The 16,369-nt window shown below is 52.9% G+C and carries 16 protein-coding genes and 1 tRNA gene; 12 read left to right on the top strand and 5 right to left on the bottom strand.

The genetic code is table 11. From position 1 onward, the window contains the following. Positions 1-214: 214 nt before the first annotated feature. Together lpcA and AC0Z7K_RS18445 are read left to right on the top strand one after the other, a co-directional pair. The gene (lpcA, locus tag AC0Z7K_RS18450) at positions 215-796 is read left to right on the top strand and encodes a D-sedoheptulose 7-phosphate isomerase (RefSeq protein ID WP_037036516.1); all 582 of its coding nucleotides are present in this window, start codon (positions 215-217) and stop codon (positions 794-796) included. Positions 797-822: 26 nt separating this feature from the next. Continuing rightward, positions 823-1,590, top strand: a complete 768-nt coding sequence (locus AC0Z7K_RS18445; RefSeq protein ID WP_413529072.1) for a class II glutamine amidotransferase — start codon at positions 823-825, stop codon at positions 1,588-1,590. On the opposite strand, the gene dpaA is transcribed toward AC0Z7K_RS18445, so the two are convergent. After that, positions 1,561-2,286, bottom strand: a complete 726-nt coding sequence (gene dpaA, locus AC0Z7K_RS18440; protein ID WP_413529073.1) for a peptidoglycan meso-diaminopimelic acid protein amidase — start codon at positions 2,284-2,286, stop codon at positions 1,561-1,563. The two genes, AC0Z7K_RS18445 and dpaA, sit on opposite strands and share 30 nt — an antisense overlap. A gap of 280 nt (positions 2,287-2,566) precedes the next feature. Here dpaA and dinB point away from each other — a divergent pair, with 280 nt between their 5' ends. Continuing rightward, the gene (gene dinB, locus AC0Z7K_RS18435; protein WP_413529074.1) at positions 2,567-3,625 is read left to right on the top strand and encodes a DNA polymerase IV; all 1,059 of its coding nucleotides are present in this window, start codon (positions 2,567-2,569) and stop codon (positions 3,623-3,625) included. A gap of 41 nt (positions 3,626-3,666) precedes the next feature. Here the strand turns inward: dinB and pepD are convergent, their stop codons facing one another. Next, positions 3,667-5,127 carry a beta-Ala-His dipeptidase gene (pepD, locus tag AC0Z7K_RS18430; RefSeq protein ID WP_413529075.1) on the bottom strand — a complete coding sequence of 487 codons (1,461 nt, stop codon included), beginning with the start codon at positions 5,125-5,127 and terminating at the stop codon, positions 3,667-3,669. A gap of 293 nt (positions 5,128-5,420) precedes the next feature. Between pepD and gpt the strand changes: the two genes are divergently transcribed. The 8 genes from gpt to bhsA all read left to right on the top strand — a co-directional run bounded on the left by gpt (position 5,421) and on the right by bhsA (position 11,388). Beyond that, positions 5,421-5,879 carry a xanthine phosphoribosyltransferase gene (gene gpt / locus AC0Z7K_RS18425; RefSeq protein WP_013574288.1) on the top strand — a complete coding sequence of 153 codons (459 nt, stop codon included), beginning with the start codon at positions 5,421-5,423 and terminating at the stop codon, positions 5,877-5,879. 177 nt (positions 5,880-6,056) lie between these two features. Then, on the top strand, positions 6,057-7,307 hold the full coding sequence (gene frsA, locus AC0Z7K_RS18420; protein ID WP_485615441.1) for an esterase FrsA: 1,251 nt from the start codon (positions 6,057-6,059) through the stop codon (positions 7,305-7,307). Between the two features lie 63 nt (positions 7,308-7,370). Next, positions 7,371-7,772, top strand: a complete 402-nt coding sequence (gene crl / locus AC0Z7K_RS18415; RefSeq protein WP_112164758.1) for a sigma factor-binding protein Crl — start codon at positions 7,371-7,373, stop codon at positions 7,770-7,772. A gap of 151 nt (positions 7,773-7,923) precedes the next feature. Next, entirely contained in the window at positions 7,924-9,027 is a 1,104-nt protein-coding gene (gene proB, locus AC0Z7K_RS18410; RefSeq protein ID WP_413529077.1) for a glutamate 5-kinase, read from the top strand. A gap of 9 nt (positions 9,028-9,036) precedes the next feature. Next, positions 9,037-10,290: a glutamate-5-semialdehyde dehydrogenase gene (gene proA / locus AC0Z7K_RS18405; RefSeq protein WP_485615438.1), complete on the top strand. Its 1,254-nt coding sequence runs from the start codon at positions 9,037-9,039 to the stop codon at positions 10,288-10,290. Between the two features lie 159 nt (positions 10,291-10,449). Continuing rightward, positions 10,450-10,525 (top strand) — tRNA-Thr (locus AC0Z7K_RS18400). A gap of 254 nt (positions 10,526-10,779) precedes the next feature. Beyond that, a complete protein-coding gene (locus tag AC0Z7K_RS18395; protein ID WP_485615460.1) occupies positions 10,780-10,890 on the top strand; it encodes a helix-turn-helix domain-containing protein in 111 nt (36 codons plus the stop codon). 240 nt (positions 10,891-11,130) lie between these two features. Then, on the top strand, positions 11,131-11,388 hold the full coding sequence (bhsA, locus tag AC0Z7K_RS18390) for a multiple stress resistance protein BhsA (protein WP_413529079.1): 258 nt from the start codon (positions 11,131-11,133) through the stop codon (positions 11,386-11,388). 61 nt (positions 11,389-11,449) lie between these two features. Here the strand turns inward: bhsA and AC0Z7K_RS18385 are convergent, their stop codons facing one another. Together AC0Z7K_RS18385 and AC0Z7K_RS18380 are read right to left on the bottom strand one after the other, a co-directional pair. Beyond that, positions 11,450-11,677, bottom strand: a complete 228-nt coding sequence (locus tag AC0Z7K_RS18385) for a hypothetical protein (protein ID WP_413529080.1) — start codon at positions 11,675-11,677, stop codon at positions 11,450-11,452. A gap of 151 nt (positions 11,678-11,828) precedes the next feature. Then, positions 11,829-13,514, bottom strand: a complete 1,686-nt coding sequence (locus AC0Z7K_RS18380) for an NAD-dependent malic enzyme (RefSeq protein WP_413529514.1) — start codon at positions 13,512-13,514, stop codon at positions 11,829-11,831. A 495-nt stretch (positions 13,515-14,009) separates the two neighbouring features. On the opposite strand from AC0Z7K_RS18380, the gene AC0Z7K_RS18375 reads away from it, so the two are divergent. After that, on the top strand, positions 14,010-14,954 hold the full coding sequence (locus tag AC0Z7K_RS18375; protein ID WP_413529081.1) for an AEC family transporter: 945 nt from the start codon (positions 14,010-14,012) through the stop codon (positions 14,952-14,954). A 21-nt stretch (positions 14,955-14,975) separates the two neighbouring features. On the opposite strand, the gene AC0Z7K_RS18370 is transcribed toward AC0Z7K_RS18375, so the two are convergent. After that, a complete protein-coding gene (locus tag AC0Z7K_RS18370) occupies positions 14,976-16,277 on the bottom strand; it encodes a Fic family protein (protein WP_413529082.1) in 1,302 nt (433 codons plus the stop codon). Positions 16,278-16,369 lie beyond the last annotated feature (92 nt).

Raw genomic sequence — 16,369 nt, 5'->3', positions numbered from 1 at the left:
AGTCCATGCTCATTTCTTTATCAATGTGTTTACATACTAATTACAACACAGCTCACAAACCGGCCGCACGAAGCGTCAAAAATGGAAACTATCGGAATCATTACCGCTTCATTGCTTCTCGGCGATCCGCCGATCCGTTACACTGCACAGCGGAAAGTTTTATTGCTATCGGCCGCGTACAACACGGCTGCAAATGGACATAAAAGAGGTTGCTATGTACCAGGACATTATCCGTACTGAACTGAACGAAGCTGCTGAAACGCTGAATAAATTTATCAGCGATCCGGCAAATATTGAGTCTATTCAACGTGCAGCAGTACTGCTGGCAGATTCCTTTAAAGCGGGCGGGAAAGTGATTTCCTGCGGCAACGGCGGTTCCCACTGCGACGCTATGCACTTCGCGGAAGAACTGACGGGCCGCTACCGCGAAAACCGTCCGGGCTATCCGGCGATTGCGATTTCCGACGTCAGCCACATCTCTTGTGTCGGCAACGATTTCGGTTACGAATACATTTTCTCCCGCTATCTTGAAGCCGTAGGCCAGAAAGGCGACGTGCTGCTCGGCATCTCGACTTCAGGCAATTCCGGCAACGTGATTAAAGCCATCGAAGCGGCCCGTGCCAAAGGCATGAAAGTCATTACCCTGACCGGTAAAGACGGCGGTAAAATGGACGGTTCTGCCGACGTGGAAATTCGCGTTCCGCACTTTGGTTTTGCAGACCGTGTGCAGGAAATCCATATTAAAGTCATTCATATTTTAATTCTCTTGATCGAAAAAGAGATGGCGAAGGCATAAGACCTTTGTTGTAAAGGAGGCGGGAGATGTGCGAATTGCTCGGGATGAGCGCTAACGTTCCTACTGATATTTGCTTTAGCTTCAGTGGATTAGTGCAGCGCGGTGGCGGGACAGGCCCGCATAAAGACGGTTGGGGCATTACCTTTTACGAGGGGAATGGCTGTCGTACTTTTAAAGATCCGCTGCCGAGCTTTAATTCGCCCATCGCCCGCCTGGTTCAGGAATACCCAATCAAATCTTGTGCGGTGATTTCCCATATCCGTCAGGCAAACCGTGGCGAAGTGGCACTGGAGAATACCCATCCGTTTACCCGCGAACTGTGGGGCCGCAACTGGACCTATGCGCACAACGGTCAGCTGCGCGGTTATCGCCAGCTCGATACCGGCACGCTGCGCCCGATAGGTCAGACCGACAGCGAATATGCTTTTTGCTGGCTGCTGCACAAGTTGACGGAACGTTATCCGCGCCGGCCTGCGAGCTGGCCGGCGGTATTTCGCTATATTGCGTCGCTGGCGGATGAGTTACGGCAGAAAGGGGTGTTTAACATGCTGTTGTCGGACGGGCATTTTGTGATGGCCTATTGTTCGACAAATTTGTATTGGATCACCCGCCGCGCCCCGTTTGGCAAGGCCACGTTGTTAGATCAGGATGTGGAGATTGATTTTCAGCAGCAGACGACACCCAATGATGTCGTCACCGTGATTGCCACGCAACCGCTGACTGCAAACGAAACCTGGAACAAAATTGCCCCAGGCGAGTTCGCGTTATTTCACCTGGGTGAACGCCAGCTGTGAGGACAGCGGGGTATTGGACAGCGGCTGAAGCACTTCATATTTACCGTCAGTCACCACCACGTTCGGTGCCTGATGGTGTTTCTCAAAGTACGCATATCCCGGCTGAAGTTGACGCCAGAAGTTAATGTAGCTTGAGTTTTTATGTGCCTGCATGTTGGCATCCGTCATACGGAACGGGTAAATGCTGATCTGCAGATTACGCTGACCATACTGGAAAGCGGCCTGAACATAGGTGAAGATTTCATCCATGTAGCCGTCGGTCATTGCATAGCAACCAATGGATTTACAGTTACCGTGGATCATCAGGTACTTGCCTGAGTAACCCTGGGAAATGTCATAGGCGTTCGGGAAACCGATATTGATCGCGCGATAAAAGCGGCTGTCTGGTTTCAGGTGGTGGATATCCACATTGTAGAAACCTTCCGGGCTTTTGAAGTCGCCTTCACGACGTTTATTCCCCAAACCACCAGAAAAGTCACAGATACCATAGCTGCCGATCAGACGAAATTCGCCGTCGAGCTGGGCGTACAATTCGAGTTTACGTTCTTGCTTGAAAATCTGGATATATACCGGAGCGCCTAACAACTGCTTTTTAAGCGCAGCGTTAACCGGGACAGGTTCGCTGGCCACGGCGTAATTTGCTGTAAATAAAGGCAAACTGAGGAGCATCGCAAGGAACAGCGCGATTCTGATCATTCTAAATCCTGCTTAATAATAATTCTGATGTTTTGTCTGAAGATGTCACCATCTTTAAGACCGCCACTGATTGATTCTTATGTACTGACTGTCTGAAACGTTGCCATATTAATACTGATTAAATTTTTAGCAATCACCAAATAATGAATAATAGATTTCTTAATGTTAATTGTTTGTACTTGCCATCAGGCCAGATTCATTAAGTGAAATTAACCATTATTTTCTGTGTTTGAAATTGCATCTCTTCACTGTATACTTATACAGTTATCAGGGGAGGGCTATGCGTAAAATCATTCACGTGGATATGGACTGCTTTTTCGCGGCCGTTGAGATGCGCGATGATCCGTCCCTGCGCGACATTCCGATCGCCATCGGCGGCAGCCGCGATCGTCGTGGTGTGATAAGCACCGCCAACTATCCGGCCCGTAAATTCGGCGTCCACAGCGCGATGCCCACCGGGATGGCGCTGAAACTTTGCCCGCACCTGAAAGTCATCCCTGGCAGAATGGAAGCCTATAAAGAAGCCTCTAACCACATCCGTGAAATCTTTGCGCGTTATACGCCGCTTATCGAACCTTTGTCCCTCGACGAAGCCTATCTGGATGTCTCCGATGCCACCCAGTGCAACGGCTCCGCCACGCTTATCGCCGCAGAAATTCGTCAGGCGATCTCTGATGAAATCAATCTGACCGCTTCGGCTGGTATCGCGCCCATCAAGTTTCTGGCGAAAATCGCCTCTGACCTGAATAAACCCAACGGCCAGTTCGTGATCACGCCGGATAAAGTCGACGCGTTTTTACAAGATTTACCGCTGAGCAAAATTCCCGGCGTCGGAAAAGTGACCGCCCAGCGCTTGCAGGAACACGGACTTATTACCTGCGGCGATGTGCAACGCTATGATCTGGCCGCGTTGCTCAAAGGTTTTGGCAAGTTTGGCCGTGTCCTGTGGGAGCGCTGTCAGGGTATCGACGAGCGTGAAATTTCCGCTGAACGGCTGCGGAAATCGGTGGGCGTCGAGCGGACGCTGGCGGAAGACATACACAGTTGGGAAGAGTGTGCGGCGTTGATCGAACGCTTATATCCCGAACTGCATACGCGGCTGAGCAAAGTCAGTCCTACTCTTCGCATCGCGCGCCAAGGCGTAAAACTCAAATTTCATGATTTTCAGCAGACCACGCAGGAACACGTCTGGCCGGTGCTCAATAAAGAAGATTTACTGAAAGTGGCACGTGAAGCCTGGGATCAACGGCGGGGCGGGCGTGGCGTCAGGCTGGTCGGGTTGCACGTAACGTTGCAGGATCCGCAGATAGAGCGGCAGTTGCTGTTGCCCTGGGAATAATGTTAGCTCCTCCCCCTTCGCAGGGGGAGGAGCTAAAACAATTACTTACGCTCAGGAATCGCTTTCAGCAACGCCGTCAGCAGTTTCCAATACAGTTCAACGCTTTCGATTTCAACCTGCTCATCCGGCGAGTGCGGGCCGGTGATGGTTGGCCCGATGGAGACCATGTCCATATCCGGGTACGGTTTTTTGAACAGACCGCATTCCAGACCGGCGTGGATCACCATGATGTTCGGAGTTTTATTGAACAGCGTTTCGTAAGTTTCACGCACCAGCGTCATGACCGGTGAGCTTGGCTCTGGTTTCCAGCCCGGATAGCTGCCTTTTGCCAGACTTTTCGCGCCAGACAACGCGCTGAGTGAGTTCAGCATGCTGACCACGTACTCTTTCCCGCTGTCGATCAGCGAACGGATCAGGCTGTTGATCGCCACTTCGTCCTCTTTCATGGTGACAACGCCGACGTTCAGGGAGGTTTCGACCACGCCTTTCACGTCATCGCTCATGCGGATCACACCGTTTGGTGTGGCATTGAGCAGTGCGAGGAATTTGTCCTGTGAGTCGACAGTCAGCACTTTCGCCGGGCTTTCAGCCGGTTCAACCACCAGCGCGATTTTCTTCTCTACCGCAGACAGTTCGAACTGGATCGTCGCCAGGAATTCCTGCGCAGCCGCTTTCAGCGCGTCAGCTTTGTCAGAAGCAATAGCCAGCGTGGCGATGGCTTCGCGTGGGATCGCGTTACGCAGCGTGCCGCCGGTGAAGTCCAGCAGGCGCAGACCGAGGGATTGCGCGTGATCGGCCAGGAAACGGGCCAGCAGTTTGCTGGCATTGCCCAGACCCAGATGAATATCAGCGCCTGAGTGACCGCCTTTAAGACCTTTCAGGGTCAGTTTCAGCGTGCTGAAACCGGCCGGAACGGCTTCGCGGCTTAATGGCAGCGTGGCAGTGAAATCGATCCCGCCCGCGCAACCCATGTAGATTTCGCCTTCGGTTTCGGAATCGGTGTTGATCAGGATTTCAGACTGTAACCAGTTTGGTTGCAGGCCGAATGCGCCCGCCATACCGGTTTCTTCAGTCATAGTCAGCAGCACTTCCAGCGGGCCGTGTTCGACGCTTTCATCCGCCAGAACCGCCAGCGCAGAGGCCAGACCAATGCCGTTATCAGCACCCAGCGTGGTGCCGCGTGCTTTTACCCAACCGTCTTCGATGAACGGCTGGATGGGATCTTTAGTGAAATCATGAACGGTATCGTTGTTCTTCTGCGGCACCATGTCGAGGTGAGCCTGCAGGGCGACGGCTTTGCGGTTTTCCATGCCCTGGGTGGCCGGTTTGCGCAGCAAAATGTTGCCGACCTCATCACGCTCAGCGTGGATACCTTTTTCCTGTGCCCATTCAACGATGTGATTTGCCAGCGCTTCTTCATGATAAGAAGGGTGCGGAATTGAACATACTTTGGCAAAAATATCCCACAACGGTTGTGGCGAAAGCTGAGACAGTTCAGACACTATAAGTCTCCTGTAACAGTCAGCTCATTCAGGCTCCATGTGCAGGCGAACTGATTGAGATGCTGTAGGTTTAAGGTTAAGTAATCCCCGCCAGACGTTGTGGCGAGTGGCCTGACAGAATATCACTTAATCTTACGCTGTGCGCGTATGCGGGCAGAAAATCCAGGGTTTTTGGGCACCTGATGCCAGATAATCGCTGGTTTTTGTGAGCCAGAATCTCTATAATCCCGCGCAACCTTTTTTCCCCCGAATACATTCTTAGAAGCCGTCTTTTCACTGGCTGGGACACCTTTATGAGCGAAAAATACGTTGTAACCTGGGACATGCTGCAAATCCACGCCCGCACGATGGCTAAACGCCTGCTGCCGGCAGAACAATGGAAAGGCATTATTGCAGTCAGCCGTGGTGGTCTGGTTCCGGCAGCGTTGCTGGCGCGTGAACTGTGTATCCGTCACGTAGACACCGTCTGCATCTCCAGCTACGACCATGACAATCAGCGCGAAATGCAAGTGCTGAAACGCGCAGAAGGCGACGGGGAAGGCTTTATCGTAATCGACGATCTGGTAGACACCGGCGGCACCGCGAAAGCCATCCGTGAGATGTACCCGAAAGCTCACTTCATCACTATCTTTGCTAAACCCGCTGGCGCACCGCTGGTCGATGACTACGTGATAGACATCCCGCAGAACACCTGGATCGAACAGCCGTGGGATATGGGCGTGGTGTTTGTTCCTCCTTTAGTGGGAAAATGATTTACTGCGCTTGATAAAAGACGCCTGGCTCATTGCCGGGCGTTTTGCTTTCATTGACTTGAAATCCCTTCTGTTTGACCTCACTCCTGTCTTGTCGCACCGTTAACACGTTATAATGCCGTCATGAAAGGGTGGCCTGCGGGCGACCATCTGCTTGCTAACGGAGGATTACGCATTATGGCGCCAGTCAATCTCACGGAAAAACTGTTCAAACCTTCCTTCAAATACCCGGAAACCTCGACGCTGGTCCGTCGCGTTCATCATCACAATGCCAACCCGCCGATGCACTCTGCGCTGGAAGGGGATACGGTGAATTGCTGGTACCGGACCATTAACCGTTTGATGTGGATGTGGCGCGGCGTAGATCCGCTCGAAGTGGAAGAGGTGCTGTCGCGCATTGCGGTGTGCAAAGCCGAGCACAGCGATCCGCTGCTGCTCGATACGGTCATCGGCTATCGCAACGGCAACTGGATTTATGAATGGTCGAATCAGGCCATGCTCTGGCAGAAGAAAGCCGCAGAAGAGCAGGATGCGGATCTGGCCAGCGAATACTGGCTGAAAGCCGCCAACCTTTACAGCATCGCCGGTTACCCGCATCTGAAGGGCGATACGCTGGCAGAACAGGCCGAGGCGCTGGCGAACAAAGCGTTCGAGAAATCTTCCGAGCATTCGCCTTATGAACTCAAAGAGCTGGATTTTGCGATCCCCGGCGGCGCGCCGATCACCGGTTTCCTGCACCTGCCGAACGAAGGCAAAGCGCCGTTCCCGACGGTGATGGTTTGCGGTGGTCTGGATACGCTACAAAGTGACCATCAGCGCCTGTTCCGCTCTTATCTCGCGCCAATGGGCATTGCGATGCTGACTATCGACATGCCATCGATCGGGTTTTCCGCGAAGTGGAAACTGACGCAGGATACCAGCTTCCTGCATCAGCAGGTGCTACAGCAGTTGCCGAATGTTCCTTGGGTGGATGCCGGTCGCGTCAGCCTGCTTGGTTACCGTTTTGGCGCCAACGTTGCCGTGCGTCTGGCGTATCTCGAACCGCGCCGCGTGCGCGCTGTCGCCACACTCGGCGCGCTGGTGCACACGCTGCTCAGTGACCCAAAATGTCAGGAGCAGGTGCCGGATATGTACATGGACGTGCTCGCCAGCCGCATCGGCATGTCCAGTGCGTCGGACTCGGCGCTGAAAACCGAATTTAATCGTTATTCTCTGAAAATGCAGGGCCTTCTGGGGCGCAGAACGCCGACGCCAATGCTGGCTGCCTACTGGGAGAACGACGTGTTCAGCCCGAAGAGCGAAGCCAAGCTGATAGCGGATTCCTCCTCTGACGGCAAGCTGATGGCTATCCAGAGCGAGCCGCTTTATCAGCATTTTGATCGTGCATTACATGAGATTTGCGGCTGGCTGCAAAAGAGAATGCAATAACTTAATGGTTGCTTATTCTTAACGTTTTGCTAAAAAGGAGCGTCTATATATGGAGGTTGTACTATGACGTTACCAAGTGGTCATCCTAAAAGCAGGCTAATGAAACGTTTCGGTACGTTAGGGCCGTACATTAGAGAAGGGAAATGCGAGAACGACCGCTTTTTCTTTGACTGCTTAGCTGTCTGTGTCAACGTGAAGCCCGCGCCAGAGAAGCGTGAGTTCTGGGGCTGGTGGATTGAGTTACAGGCCGAAGCCGAACGTTTTACCTATGTGTATCACTTCGGTTTGTTCGACAAAGAAGGCGACTGGAAGGCTCAAAACATTAAGGATGCTGAAGTCCGCGAGAAGCTTGAGACGACGTTGGTAGGGTTTCACAAAAAACTCAATGCCATGATCGTAGAGATGTCGCTCAAACTGGAACCCGCTGATGATTTCAGCGAAGAACCGGTGAAGCTTTCCGCCTGATCTTTTGCACCATTGCGTACTACCCATTCCCATCATGAATGCTGCTATTATAGCGTTATGCCGGTTGGCATAACGCTTCTCTCCTGATACAAACACATCAAAGCAAAGCGTTTCATTTCAATCAAACACACTAATTAAACGGCAGATGACTATGAGTGGCAGCCAAACACTGGTTGTAAAACTGGGCACCAGCGTGCTCACTGGCGGTTCCCGCCGCCTCAACCGGGCTCACATTGTTGAGCTTGTCCGCCAGTGCGCGCAGCAACATGCGGCAGGGCATCGGATTGTGATTGTGACCTCGGGCGCGATAGCCGCCGGGCGCGAACACCTTGGCTACCCCGAACTCCCCGCCACCATTGCTTCCAAACAGCTGCTGGCTGCCGTCGGGCAAAGCCGTTTAATTCAGCTCTGGGAGCAATTGTTCTCTATTTACGGTATCCACATTGGCCAGATGCTGCTGACCCGTGCCGATCTGGAAGACCGTGAGCGTTTTCTGAACGCCCGCGACACCATGAATGCGCTGCTCGATAACCATATTGTACCGGTGATTAACGAGAACGATGCGGTTGCGACGGCGGAGATCAAAGTTGGTGATAACGATAATTTATCGGCGCTGGCGGCGATCCTGGCCGGTGCAGATAAACTGCTGCTGCTGACCGATCAGCGCGGCCTGTTCACCGCCGATCCGCGCACTAACCCCGAAGCGGAGCTTATCCGTGAGATCACTACCATCGATGACGCCCTGCGCGGCATCGCCGGTGACAGCGTCTCCGGCCTCGGCACCGGCGGTATGGCCACCAAATTGCAGGCGGCGGACGTCGCGTGCCGTGCGGGTGTTGATACCATTATTGCCGCCGGGAGTTTGCCGGGGGTGATCGCGGATGTGATCAACGGCGTGTCCGTCGGTACACGTTTCCATGCGATGGAGACGCCGCTGGAGAACCGTAAGCGCTGGATCTTCGGTGCTCCACCTGCCGGTGAAATCACCATTGATGATGGTGCGGTTGCGGCGATGCTTGAGCGCGGCAGTTCGTTGCTGCCCAAAGGCATCCGCGAAGTGAAAGGTGATTTCTCGCGTGGTGAGGTGATCCGCATCCGTAATCTGAACGGGCGTGACCTGGCGCACGGCGTCAGCCGCTATAACAGCGATGCGATGCGCATGATTGCCGGTCATCATTCCCAGCAGATCAGCGAAATTCTCGGTTACGAGTACGGCCCGGTGGCCGTTCATCGTGACGACATGATTGTCAGTTAAGGAGTTACCATGCTTAACGAGATGGGCAAGGCCGCGAAAGCCGCGTCCTGGCAGCTTGCCACCCTCAGCACCGCGCAGAAAAACCGCGCGCTGAGGCTGATGGCCGATATGCTCGAGGCCAACAGCCAGAGCATTATTCTTGCCAACGAGCTCGACATGTCCACTGCACGTGAAAGCGGCATGAGCGAAGCCTTATTAGACCGCCTGTTGCTGACGCCCGCCCGTTTATCGGCGATTGCCAGCGACGTGCGCGACGTCTGCCGCCTGGGTGATCCGGTCGGGCAGGTGATCGACGGTTCATTGCAGGACAGCGGTCTGCGCCTTGAGCGCCGCCGTGTGCCGCTCGGCGTGATCGGCGTGATTTATGAAGCGCGCCCGAACGTCACCATCGACGTCGCCAGCCTGTGTCTGAAAACCGGTAACGCGGTGATCCTGCGCGGCGGTAAAGAGACGCATCACACCAATCAGGCGACGGTCAAAGTCATTCAGCAGGCGCTGGAAGAGTGCGGATTGCCGAAAGCCGCCGTTCAGGCTATCGACAGCCCGGATCGCGCGCTGGTGGCCGAGCTGCTACGTCTGGATAAATACGTCGACATGCTGATCCCACGCGGTGGCGCGGCACTGCATAAGCTGTGCCGCGAGCAGTCGACCATTCCGGTGATCACCGGCGGTATCGGTGTGTGTCATACCTTCGTCGATGAGATCGTTGATTTCGACAAAGCGCTGACCATCATCGAAAGCGCGAAAGTGCAACGTCCGAGCGCCTGTAACAGCCTGGAAACCGTGCTAGTGCATCAGGCGATTGCCGCGCGTTTCCTGCCGGAACTGAGCGCCAGAATGCACCGCGCAGGCGTGACGCTGCACGCCAGCGACTCCGCTATGGCGCATCTGAAAAACGGCCCGGCGAACGTGCTGGCGGTGACAGAAGAGGATTATCAGGATGAATGGTTGTCGCTGGATCTGAACGTCACCGTGGTCGCCGATCTCGATGCCGCCGTGGCGCATATCCGCACCTACGGCACCGAACATTCGGATGCGATCCTCACCCGTTCGATCAGCAGTGCGGACCGCTTCGTGCGTGAAGTTGATTCCTCGGCGGTGTACGTCAACGCCAGCACCCGTTTCACCGACGGCGGCCAGTTCGGTTTAGGCGCAGAAGTGGCGGTCAGCACGCAAAAACTGCACGCCCGCGGCCCGATGGGATTAGAAGCCCTGACGACCTACAAATGGATTGGTTACGGCGACGATTTAGTGCGTCCGTAATGCCGCTGCACCGGTGGATTTTTGTTCATGAAACCGGTGCAAATTCATTAATTTGCGCAGAATGACGAGAAAACCAGCAAACGCACCTGTGGGGGCTTGACTGCGGCATCAAATTTCAATAATTTATCACCCCGTAGTTCCCCGGTAACACCTCAAAATGCCGACTTAGCTCAGTAGGTAGAGCAACTGACTTGTAATCAGTAGGTCACCAGTTCGATTCCGGTAGTCGGCACCATTTTAGTTATTCCCAATCTTCTTTTTAAGTTCATCCGGTATAAAGGGTGGCGTTTTCTTGTGCGACAACGCATGGCATTTCGGGCATACAGATATTAAATATTTGGTGGATCGATTTGGTCACTTTCTTCAATTTCTATTTCATCGCGGCACTTCGCAAGAAAGGGACTACGCTGGCATCAGTTTGACGCGCTGGGGGCTAAGTTCTTCAACGCATCTCCATGCTTTAGCAAGGCCCTGGCCGAAAGGTGAGGCATTATCTGTCAGGCAATCGGTATTGCGCCGCACAGGATCTGGCCGGGCCGTTACTATGACGAGCCTGGTAATCTGATTGCCCGGCCGCCGCGCGCGCCGAACAAATCATAATCATGCTTACAGGTGACCAATTCCCTCCGTCGCCTGTCTCCCAATTCCTTAAACACGTTTTTACCCTCCCGTCACTCGATCGCACAATAAGTTAACACTCATTAAACAAATTACTTGCGTAAACTTCCCGCACTCTCTATTATTTACTTATCGAACGTTAATTAATAACTAGCGTTGACCCGAAACCGGGGTTGCTGAAGAAGGTAACCCGCACAACATTGACTGACAGGACAAAACATCATGAAAACCATCGCAATGACAATCGCCGCTCTGACACTGGCTACCGCTTCATTTTCTACTCTGGCAGCAACTGAAGTTCAGTCTGCTCCGGCCGGTCAGCAGGCAATCGGTGTGGTAAGCGCATCATCAGTGGGTGATCTTTCTGGTCTGCAATCAGAACTGAAAGCCAAAGCTAATGAGGCGGGTGCAAGTTCATACCGCATCATCGGTGCTTCCGGTAACAACCAGATGTACGGTACCGCTGAGCTGTATAAATAAGCTCAAATGAGTGATTTAACGAAGTAAGCAGAAGAGGCGGCGATTGCCGCCTTTTTCGTTTTTAGTGGAATTTATGAAAGTAATTATTTTGGATCTTGCGGTTGATAAAGGCGTGAAGTCCGCTGCCGGATTTTGCCATCGCCTTCATCAGGGTGACGTCTGTCTGCCCTGGCCGGACGGCGTTGTAGATGTAATGCCAGCCATCTTTAAACTTCAGTGTGATTGAATCTTCCGTTATAGCGAAAGCGACGATACCTGAATTTCCTCCCCGATTTTGGTACCTTTCCATATCATCCCTCCCAAATTCATGACGTCATTAAGACAAAATCATCATAGCCCTTAAGTGGCTGCGGATTTGTGAGATGAGATGACTTTTGAAATGTCCGCACTTTCTGATGAGAGATGCAGCCGGTACGCAGGTACCGGCTGTGAGGAAGGGATCAGAAAGAGGAGCGTTTGTAAGGCAGATAGGTAGCCTGCCAGAATTCGGAATCCAGCCGGGTTTGCAGCGTTTCTTCTGAGACCACCGGCGCAACGCCTTCGCGCTGAGCCGTGCGGGCGACTTCCACTGCAATCACTTTCGATACTTTCTGAATATCCCCGAGCGCAGGTAACAATGAACCTTCACCGGTGGTCGCCAGCGGCGAGAGGCTTGCCAGCGCCTGACTGGCGGCCAGTAACATGCCGTCGGTGACGCGGCGCGCTCTGGAGGCCAGGATCCCCAGCCCCAGTCCAGGGAAGATATAGGCATTGTTACACTGCGGGATCGGGTAAGTGCGATCCTGATAATGCACCGGGGCAAATGGGCTGCCGGTGGCCATCAGCGCCGCGCCTTCGGTCCACGCAATCACATCCTGCGGACGGGCTTCGGCGCGGGACGTTGGGTTAGACAGCGGCATGATGATCGGGTGATGGCAGTGGTGATGCATCTCACGGATGATCTCTTCGGTGAACAGGCCCGGCTGCCCGGAAACACCAATCAAGATGGTTGGTTGGGAATGTCGCACCACATCGAGCAATGAGATGTTTTGCGCATCCACCGGCCACTGGCTGACTTTTTCTTTCGGCGTGACCAGTTTGCGCTGAAAATCGAGCAGGTTCGGCATGTCATCGGTCAATAAACCAAAGCGATCTACCATAAACACCTGACTGCGCGCTTCGTCCTCGGTGGCACCTTCGGCAATCATCTGCGCGATAATCTTCTCGGCGATCCCGCAACCGGCAGAACCAGCCCCTAAAAACGTTACGCGTTGATCGCGCAGCTGCGTGCCCGCCGCGTGGCTGGCGGCAATCAGGCAGCCCAGCGTGACCGCCGCCGTTCCCTGGATATCATCGTTAAAACAGCAAAGCTGGTCGCGATAACGCTCGAGCAGCGGCATCGCGTTGGTCTGAGCAAAATCTTCGAACTGCAGCAGCACGTCCGGCCAGCGCGTTTTCACCGCCTGAATGAACAGATCCATAAACTCATTGTATTCGCCGTCGGTAATACGCGGATGACGCCAGCCCATATACAGCGGATCGGCAATGCGCTGGGCATTGTTGGTGCCGACATCCAGCATAATCGGCAAGGTATTGGCCGGATTGATGCCGCCGCAGGAAGTGTAGAGCGACAGTTTGCCGATCGGGATCCCCATGCCGCCAATCCCCTGATCGCCGAGCCCGAGAATGCGTTCGCCGTCGGTGACGACGATCACACGGATATCGTTTTTGGAAAAGTTTTGCAGCATCTCGTCGATATGATCACGATCCGGATAGGCGATGAACAGGCCGCGCGCGCGACGGTAGATATCTGAAAAGTGCTCGCACGCTTCGCCGACGGTCGGGGTGTAAATGATCGGCAACATCTCTTCAAGATGGGAATTCACCAGGTTATAGAACAACGTTTCGTTGGTGTCCTGGATATTACGCAAATAAATGTGCTTGGAGATATCGCGTTTGAAATCAGAAAACTGAGAATAGGCGCGGTCAGTTTGCTCGCTGATGGTTTCAACCTGATTTGGCAACAAACCGTTAAGATTCAGCGCCAGACGCTCTTCGTGGGTGAAGGCGGAACCTTTGTTCAGCAGCGGATTTTCCAGCAACAGCGAGCCAGTGTAGTGCGTGTAGAGTGGGCGTTTTTTTAACATCATTTAAAGCCTTTTTGAGTATGAACTCAGTGATTTCCCGGAGCATGATTTTTGGTCTCCGGATCCCTCGCAGTAAAACCCCATGATCAATTGAAACAATGTGCAGATAGTTAATGCCGCATAGCCGACTGTTATTTTATCAGACGTCTTTTAAAAACATGTCTGTTCGATTTTTTATAACACGCGGCAGGTTGATATTTCGATTACTTAAATTACAAAAGTGTTTTAATACTTACTTAGTGATTATTTACTACAGTATGTTGTTGGATTTTTCAGGATGTATCTGCGCCGATGGTTATATTTTACAATCTTAAGGTAAATTCACTTAAAAAATTTAAGCTATTGATTTATATTACAATGATGATTAAGTAATTATTGTTATTTCGGTTGGTTAAGTGGATGTGATGATTATCACAATTGCCTGGTATGTTAATGGATATAAATACTCGCCACTTTGTTCGCCCGATCAATGATAAAAATTAAAAAGGTTATATTATGCCAACGTTACTCTTATCCTCATTATTTCCTTTAGTTTTTGTAATGCTTTTAGGCTGGTTGAGTGGAAAACTCGGATATATGAAGCGTGACGACGCGACGGTATTAGCGACCGTGGTGATCCGCTTCGCCTTGCCTTTACATCTTTTTATCGGCGCGCTGCACACCGATCCTTCCAAATTACAGAATTTATCTTTTATGGCAGTTCTGGTCATCGGCCTGATGGGCTCCTACCTGCTGACGCTATGCATCTCCCGTTTCCTGTTCCGACACGATATTAAGACTAGCGCGATCCAGTCGCTGGTCTGTGCGTTTCCTGATATGGCCTACTTTGGTGCGCCTGTTCTCGCGGTGCTTATCGGGCCGGAAGGGTTCCTTGGCGTGCTGATTGGCAATCTGATCACCAGCGTGCTGATGATCCCACTGACCATTGTGCTGATCCGTATGGGCGATAAAAACAGTGAGCTGGCGGAGCAGGGTAGTCTGGGCAACATGATCCTGACCAATCTGTTTAAAGCGGCACGTAATCCGATTGTCTGGATCCCGGTGCTTGGCGTGGTGATGAGTCTGGCAGGGATTAAAATCCCTGAGCTGCTCTCCTCCTCCGTTGAAATGATGGGCAAAACCGCTGGCGGGATTTCACTGTTCGCGCTGGGGCTGCTGTTCTTTGGGGAACGCCCGTCGCTAAACATTCACACCTTCACTAATATCGGCATTAAGAACCTGATCCAGCCCGCGATCATGGCCGCCGCCGGGCTGGCGTTTGGTCTCAGCCACACGCTGATGCAGCAGGTGGTGATCATCGGCGCGACGCCATCGGCCATCGCCGCGGGTATGTTCGCGGTGCGTAGCGATACCTATGTGGAATCCGCCTCGTCGTCGATCCTGATCGGCACCGCCGTCGGGATTTTTACGGAAGGGGTGATGATTTATATGATGTCGTAGCGGCAGTTTGAAGGCTGGAGCTCAGATGAGGTCTTTTACCGGCACGTAAACGCTCTGCTGCCCGTTTGTTTTCTGCTCGTCAGCAATCTTTTCGCTCACCAGCACCCGCAGGTCGTTTCTGGCGGTGTTGTCCGAAACCCCCAGTTTTTCACTGATTTCTGCCGCAGTAAATTCTTTATCGGGCTCGGCCAGCATGATATTGACCAGCGTCACCTGACGCTGGCTCAGCCGTTGTAGTGCGCCGGACTCAAACAATTTTCGGTCTATGAACGCCCGACGATTCACTATCTTCGCGATGTATTCTTCGAATTTATCCAGCGCGCGTTTCACAATCCCCATCTGATATTCCAGAAAGTACGTCAGATCCATTTCGTCGTTTTCTGTGTACTGATAGCTATGGGCATATTTCACTGGTGCGGCGTAGAGCAGGCTGCTGATCGATATATAGCGGAAAGCCTGATAGCCTGATTTCAGCATAAACCAGTAAAACAGCGCCCGGCTGGTGCGGCCGTTTCCGTCCCTGAAAGGATGTTCATGGGCTACCATAAAATGCAGAATGCACGCGCGCACCAGCGGATGAATATAGGTGCCTGACGCCGCATTAACCCACGAACAAACCTGTTCAAGCCGTTCAGTTATCAGCTCTGCCAGCGGCGGCTGATGGACGATGTTACCGTCGTAATCGGCGATTACCACGTTATCTGTTTTGCGGAACTTACCCGGCTGATACTTTCTGTCGTTAATGCCTGCCATACCGACGGCGTGAAAATGGCGGATCAGACCGATAGTCAGCGGTTCATCCAGATGCGCGGAAATCTCAGTCATCAGCCGGGCGTTTCCGGCAATCATCTGCTCGCCTTCAGTGCGCGGTTTCCGTCCTGATTCGAGCATTGCCCGCGCCATCAGCGTGGTGGTATTAGCGCCTTCAAGCTGCGAGCTGGTGATCGGCTCATCGAGCTGTAACTGGCTGAGCGTCGCGCCTATGCCCTGCAGCCTTTCCCGCTGTTGATTTAACGCCTGAGTGGTCGCGGTTTTATCCACCCGCTCGCAGGCCTGCGCCATTAACGGTGTTTTATTGAAGCCGGCCTGCTGGCCCTGAGCGTTAAAATACTCAATGAATTGCATCGCGAAAGCGCGCGTACGGCGGGTAAAACTCCAGGCCATCACTGGATCTGCGCCTTTGACAACGCGATACTGGAAATCGTCCCACGGCAAATAGCGCCCTTGCGCATCCACTAACCGGGAGTAAGTCAGGTATTGCTCGAACAGCTCACCGCTGATTTGATTCAGAGGGATTAACGGAGGGGGCGGTTTGATACTCATGGGTAAACTATCTCAAAAATAGAAATTATTGAGATAGTTTACGCCGCATTTTAGTGACGTCAAATTGTACACTCGTAAGTAAGGGCATAAAA

The sequence above is a fragment of the Rahnella sp. 1L-D-7-B-C2 genome (assembly GCF_057290995.1).
The sequence above is the reverse complement of the archived record's forward strand: the minus strand, read 5'-3'. Positions and strand labels throughout refer to the sequence as shown.

What these genes read in the sequence shown, in the direction of transcription:
- AC0Z7K_RS18445 (WP_413529072.1), top strand. Translation starts at nt 823, where the DNA reads ATGTGCGAATTGCTCGGGATGAGCGCTAACGTTCCTACTGATATTTGC.
- AC0Z7K_RS18370 (WP_413529082.1), bottom strand. Translation starts at nt 16,277, where the DNA reads ATGAGTATCAAACCGCCCCCTCCGTTAATCCCTCTGAATCAAATCAGC.
- AC0Z7K_RS18385 (WP_413529080.1), bottom strand. Translation starts at nt 11,677, where the DNA reads ATGGAAAGGTACCAAAATCGGGGAGGAAATTCAGGTATCGTCGCTTTC.
- proA (WP_485615438.1), top strand. Translation starts at nt 9,037, where the DNA reads ATGCTTAACGAGATGGGCAAGGCCGCGAAAGCCGCGTCCTGGCAGCTT.
- crl (WP_112164758.1), top strand. Translation starts at nt 7,371, where the DNA reads ATGACGTTACCAAGTGGTCATCCTAAAAGCAGGCTAATGAAACGTTTC.
- bhsA (WP_413529079.1), top strand. Translation starts at nt 11,131, where the DNA reads ATGAAAACCATCGCAATGACAATCGCCGCTCTGACACTGGCTACCGCT.
- dinB (WP_413529074.1), top strand. Translation starts at nt 2,567, where the DNA reads ATGCGTAAAATCATTCACGTGGATATGGACTGCTTTTTCGCGGCCGTT.
- frsA (WP_485615441.1), top strand. Translation starts at nt 6,057, where the DNA reads ATGGCGCCAGTCAATCTCACGGAAAAACTGTTCAAACCTTCCTTCAAA.
- dpaA (WP_413529073.1), bottom strand. Translation starts at nt 2,286, where the DNA reads ATGATCAGAATCGCGCTGTTCCTTGCGATGCTCCTCAGTTTGCCTTTA.
- lpcA (WP_037036516.1), top strand. Translation starts at nt 215, where the DNA reads ATGTACCAGGACATTATCCGTACTGAACTGAACGAAGCTGCTGAAACG.
- AC0Z7K_RS18380 (WP_413529514.1), bottom strand. Translation starts at nt 13,514, where the DNA reads ATGTTAAAAAAACGCCCACTCTACACGCACTACACTGGCTCGCTGTTG.
- AC0Z7K_RS18375 (WP_413529081.1), top strand. Translation starts at nt 14,010, where the DNA reads ATGCCAACGTTACTCTTATCCTCATTATTTCCTTTAGTTTTTGTAATG.
- gpt (WP_013574288.1), top strand. Translation starts at nt 5,421, where the DNA reads ATGAGCGAAAAATACGTTGTAACCTGGGACATGCTGCAAATCCACGCC.
- proB (WP_413529077.1), top strand. Translation starts at nt 7,924, where the DNA reads ATGAGTGGCAGCCAAACACTGGTTGTAAAACTGGGCACCAGCGTGCTC.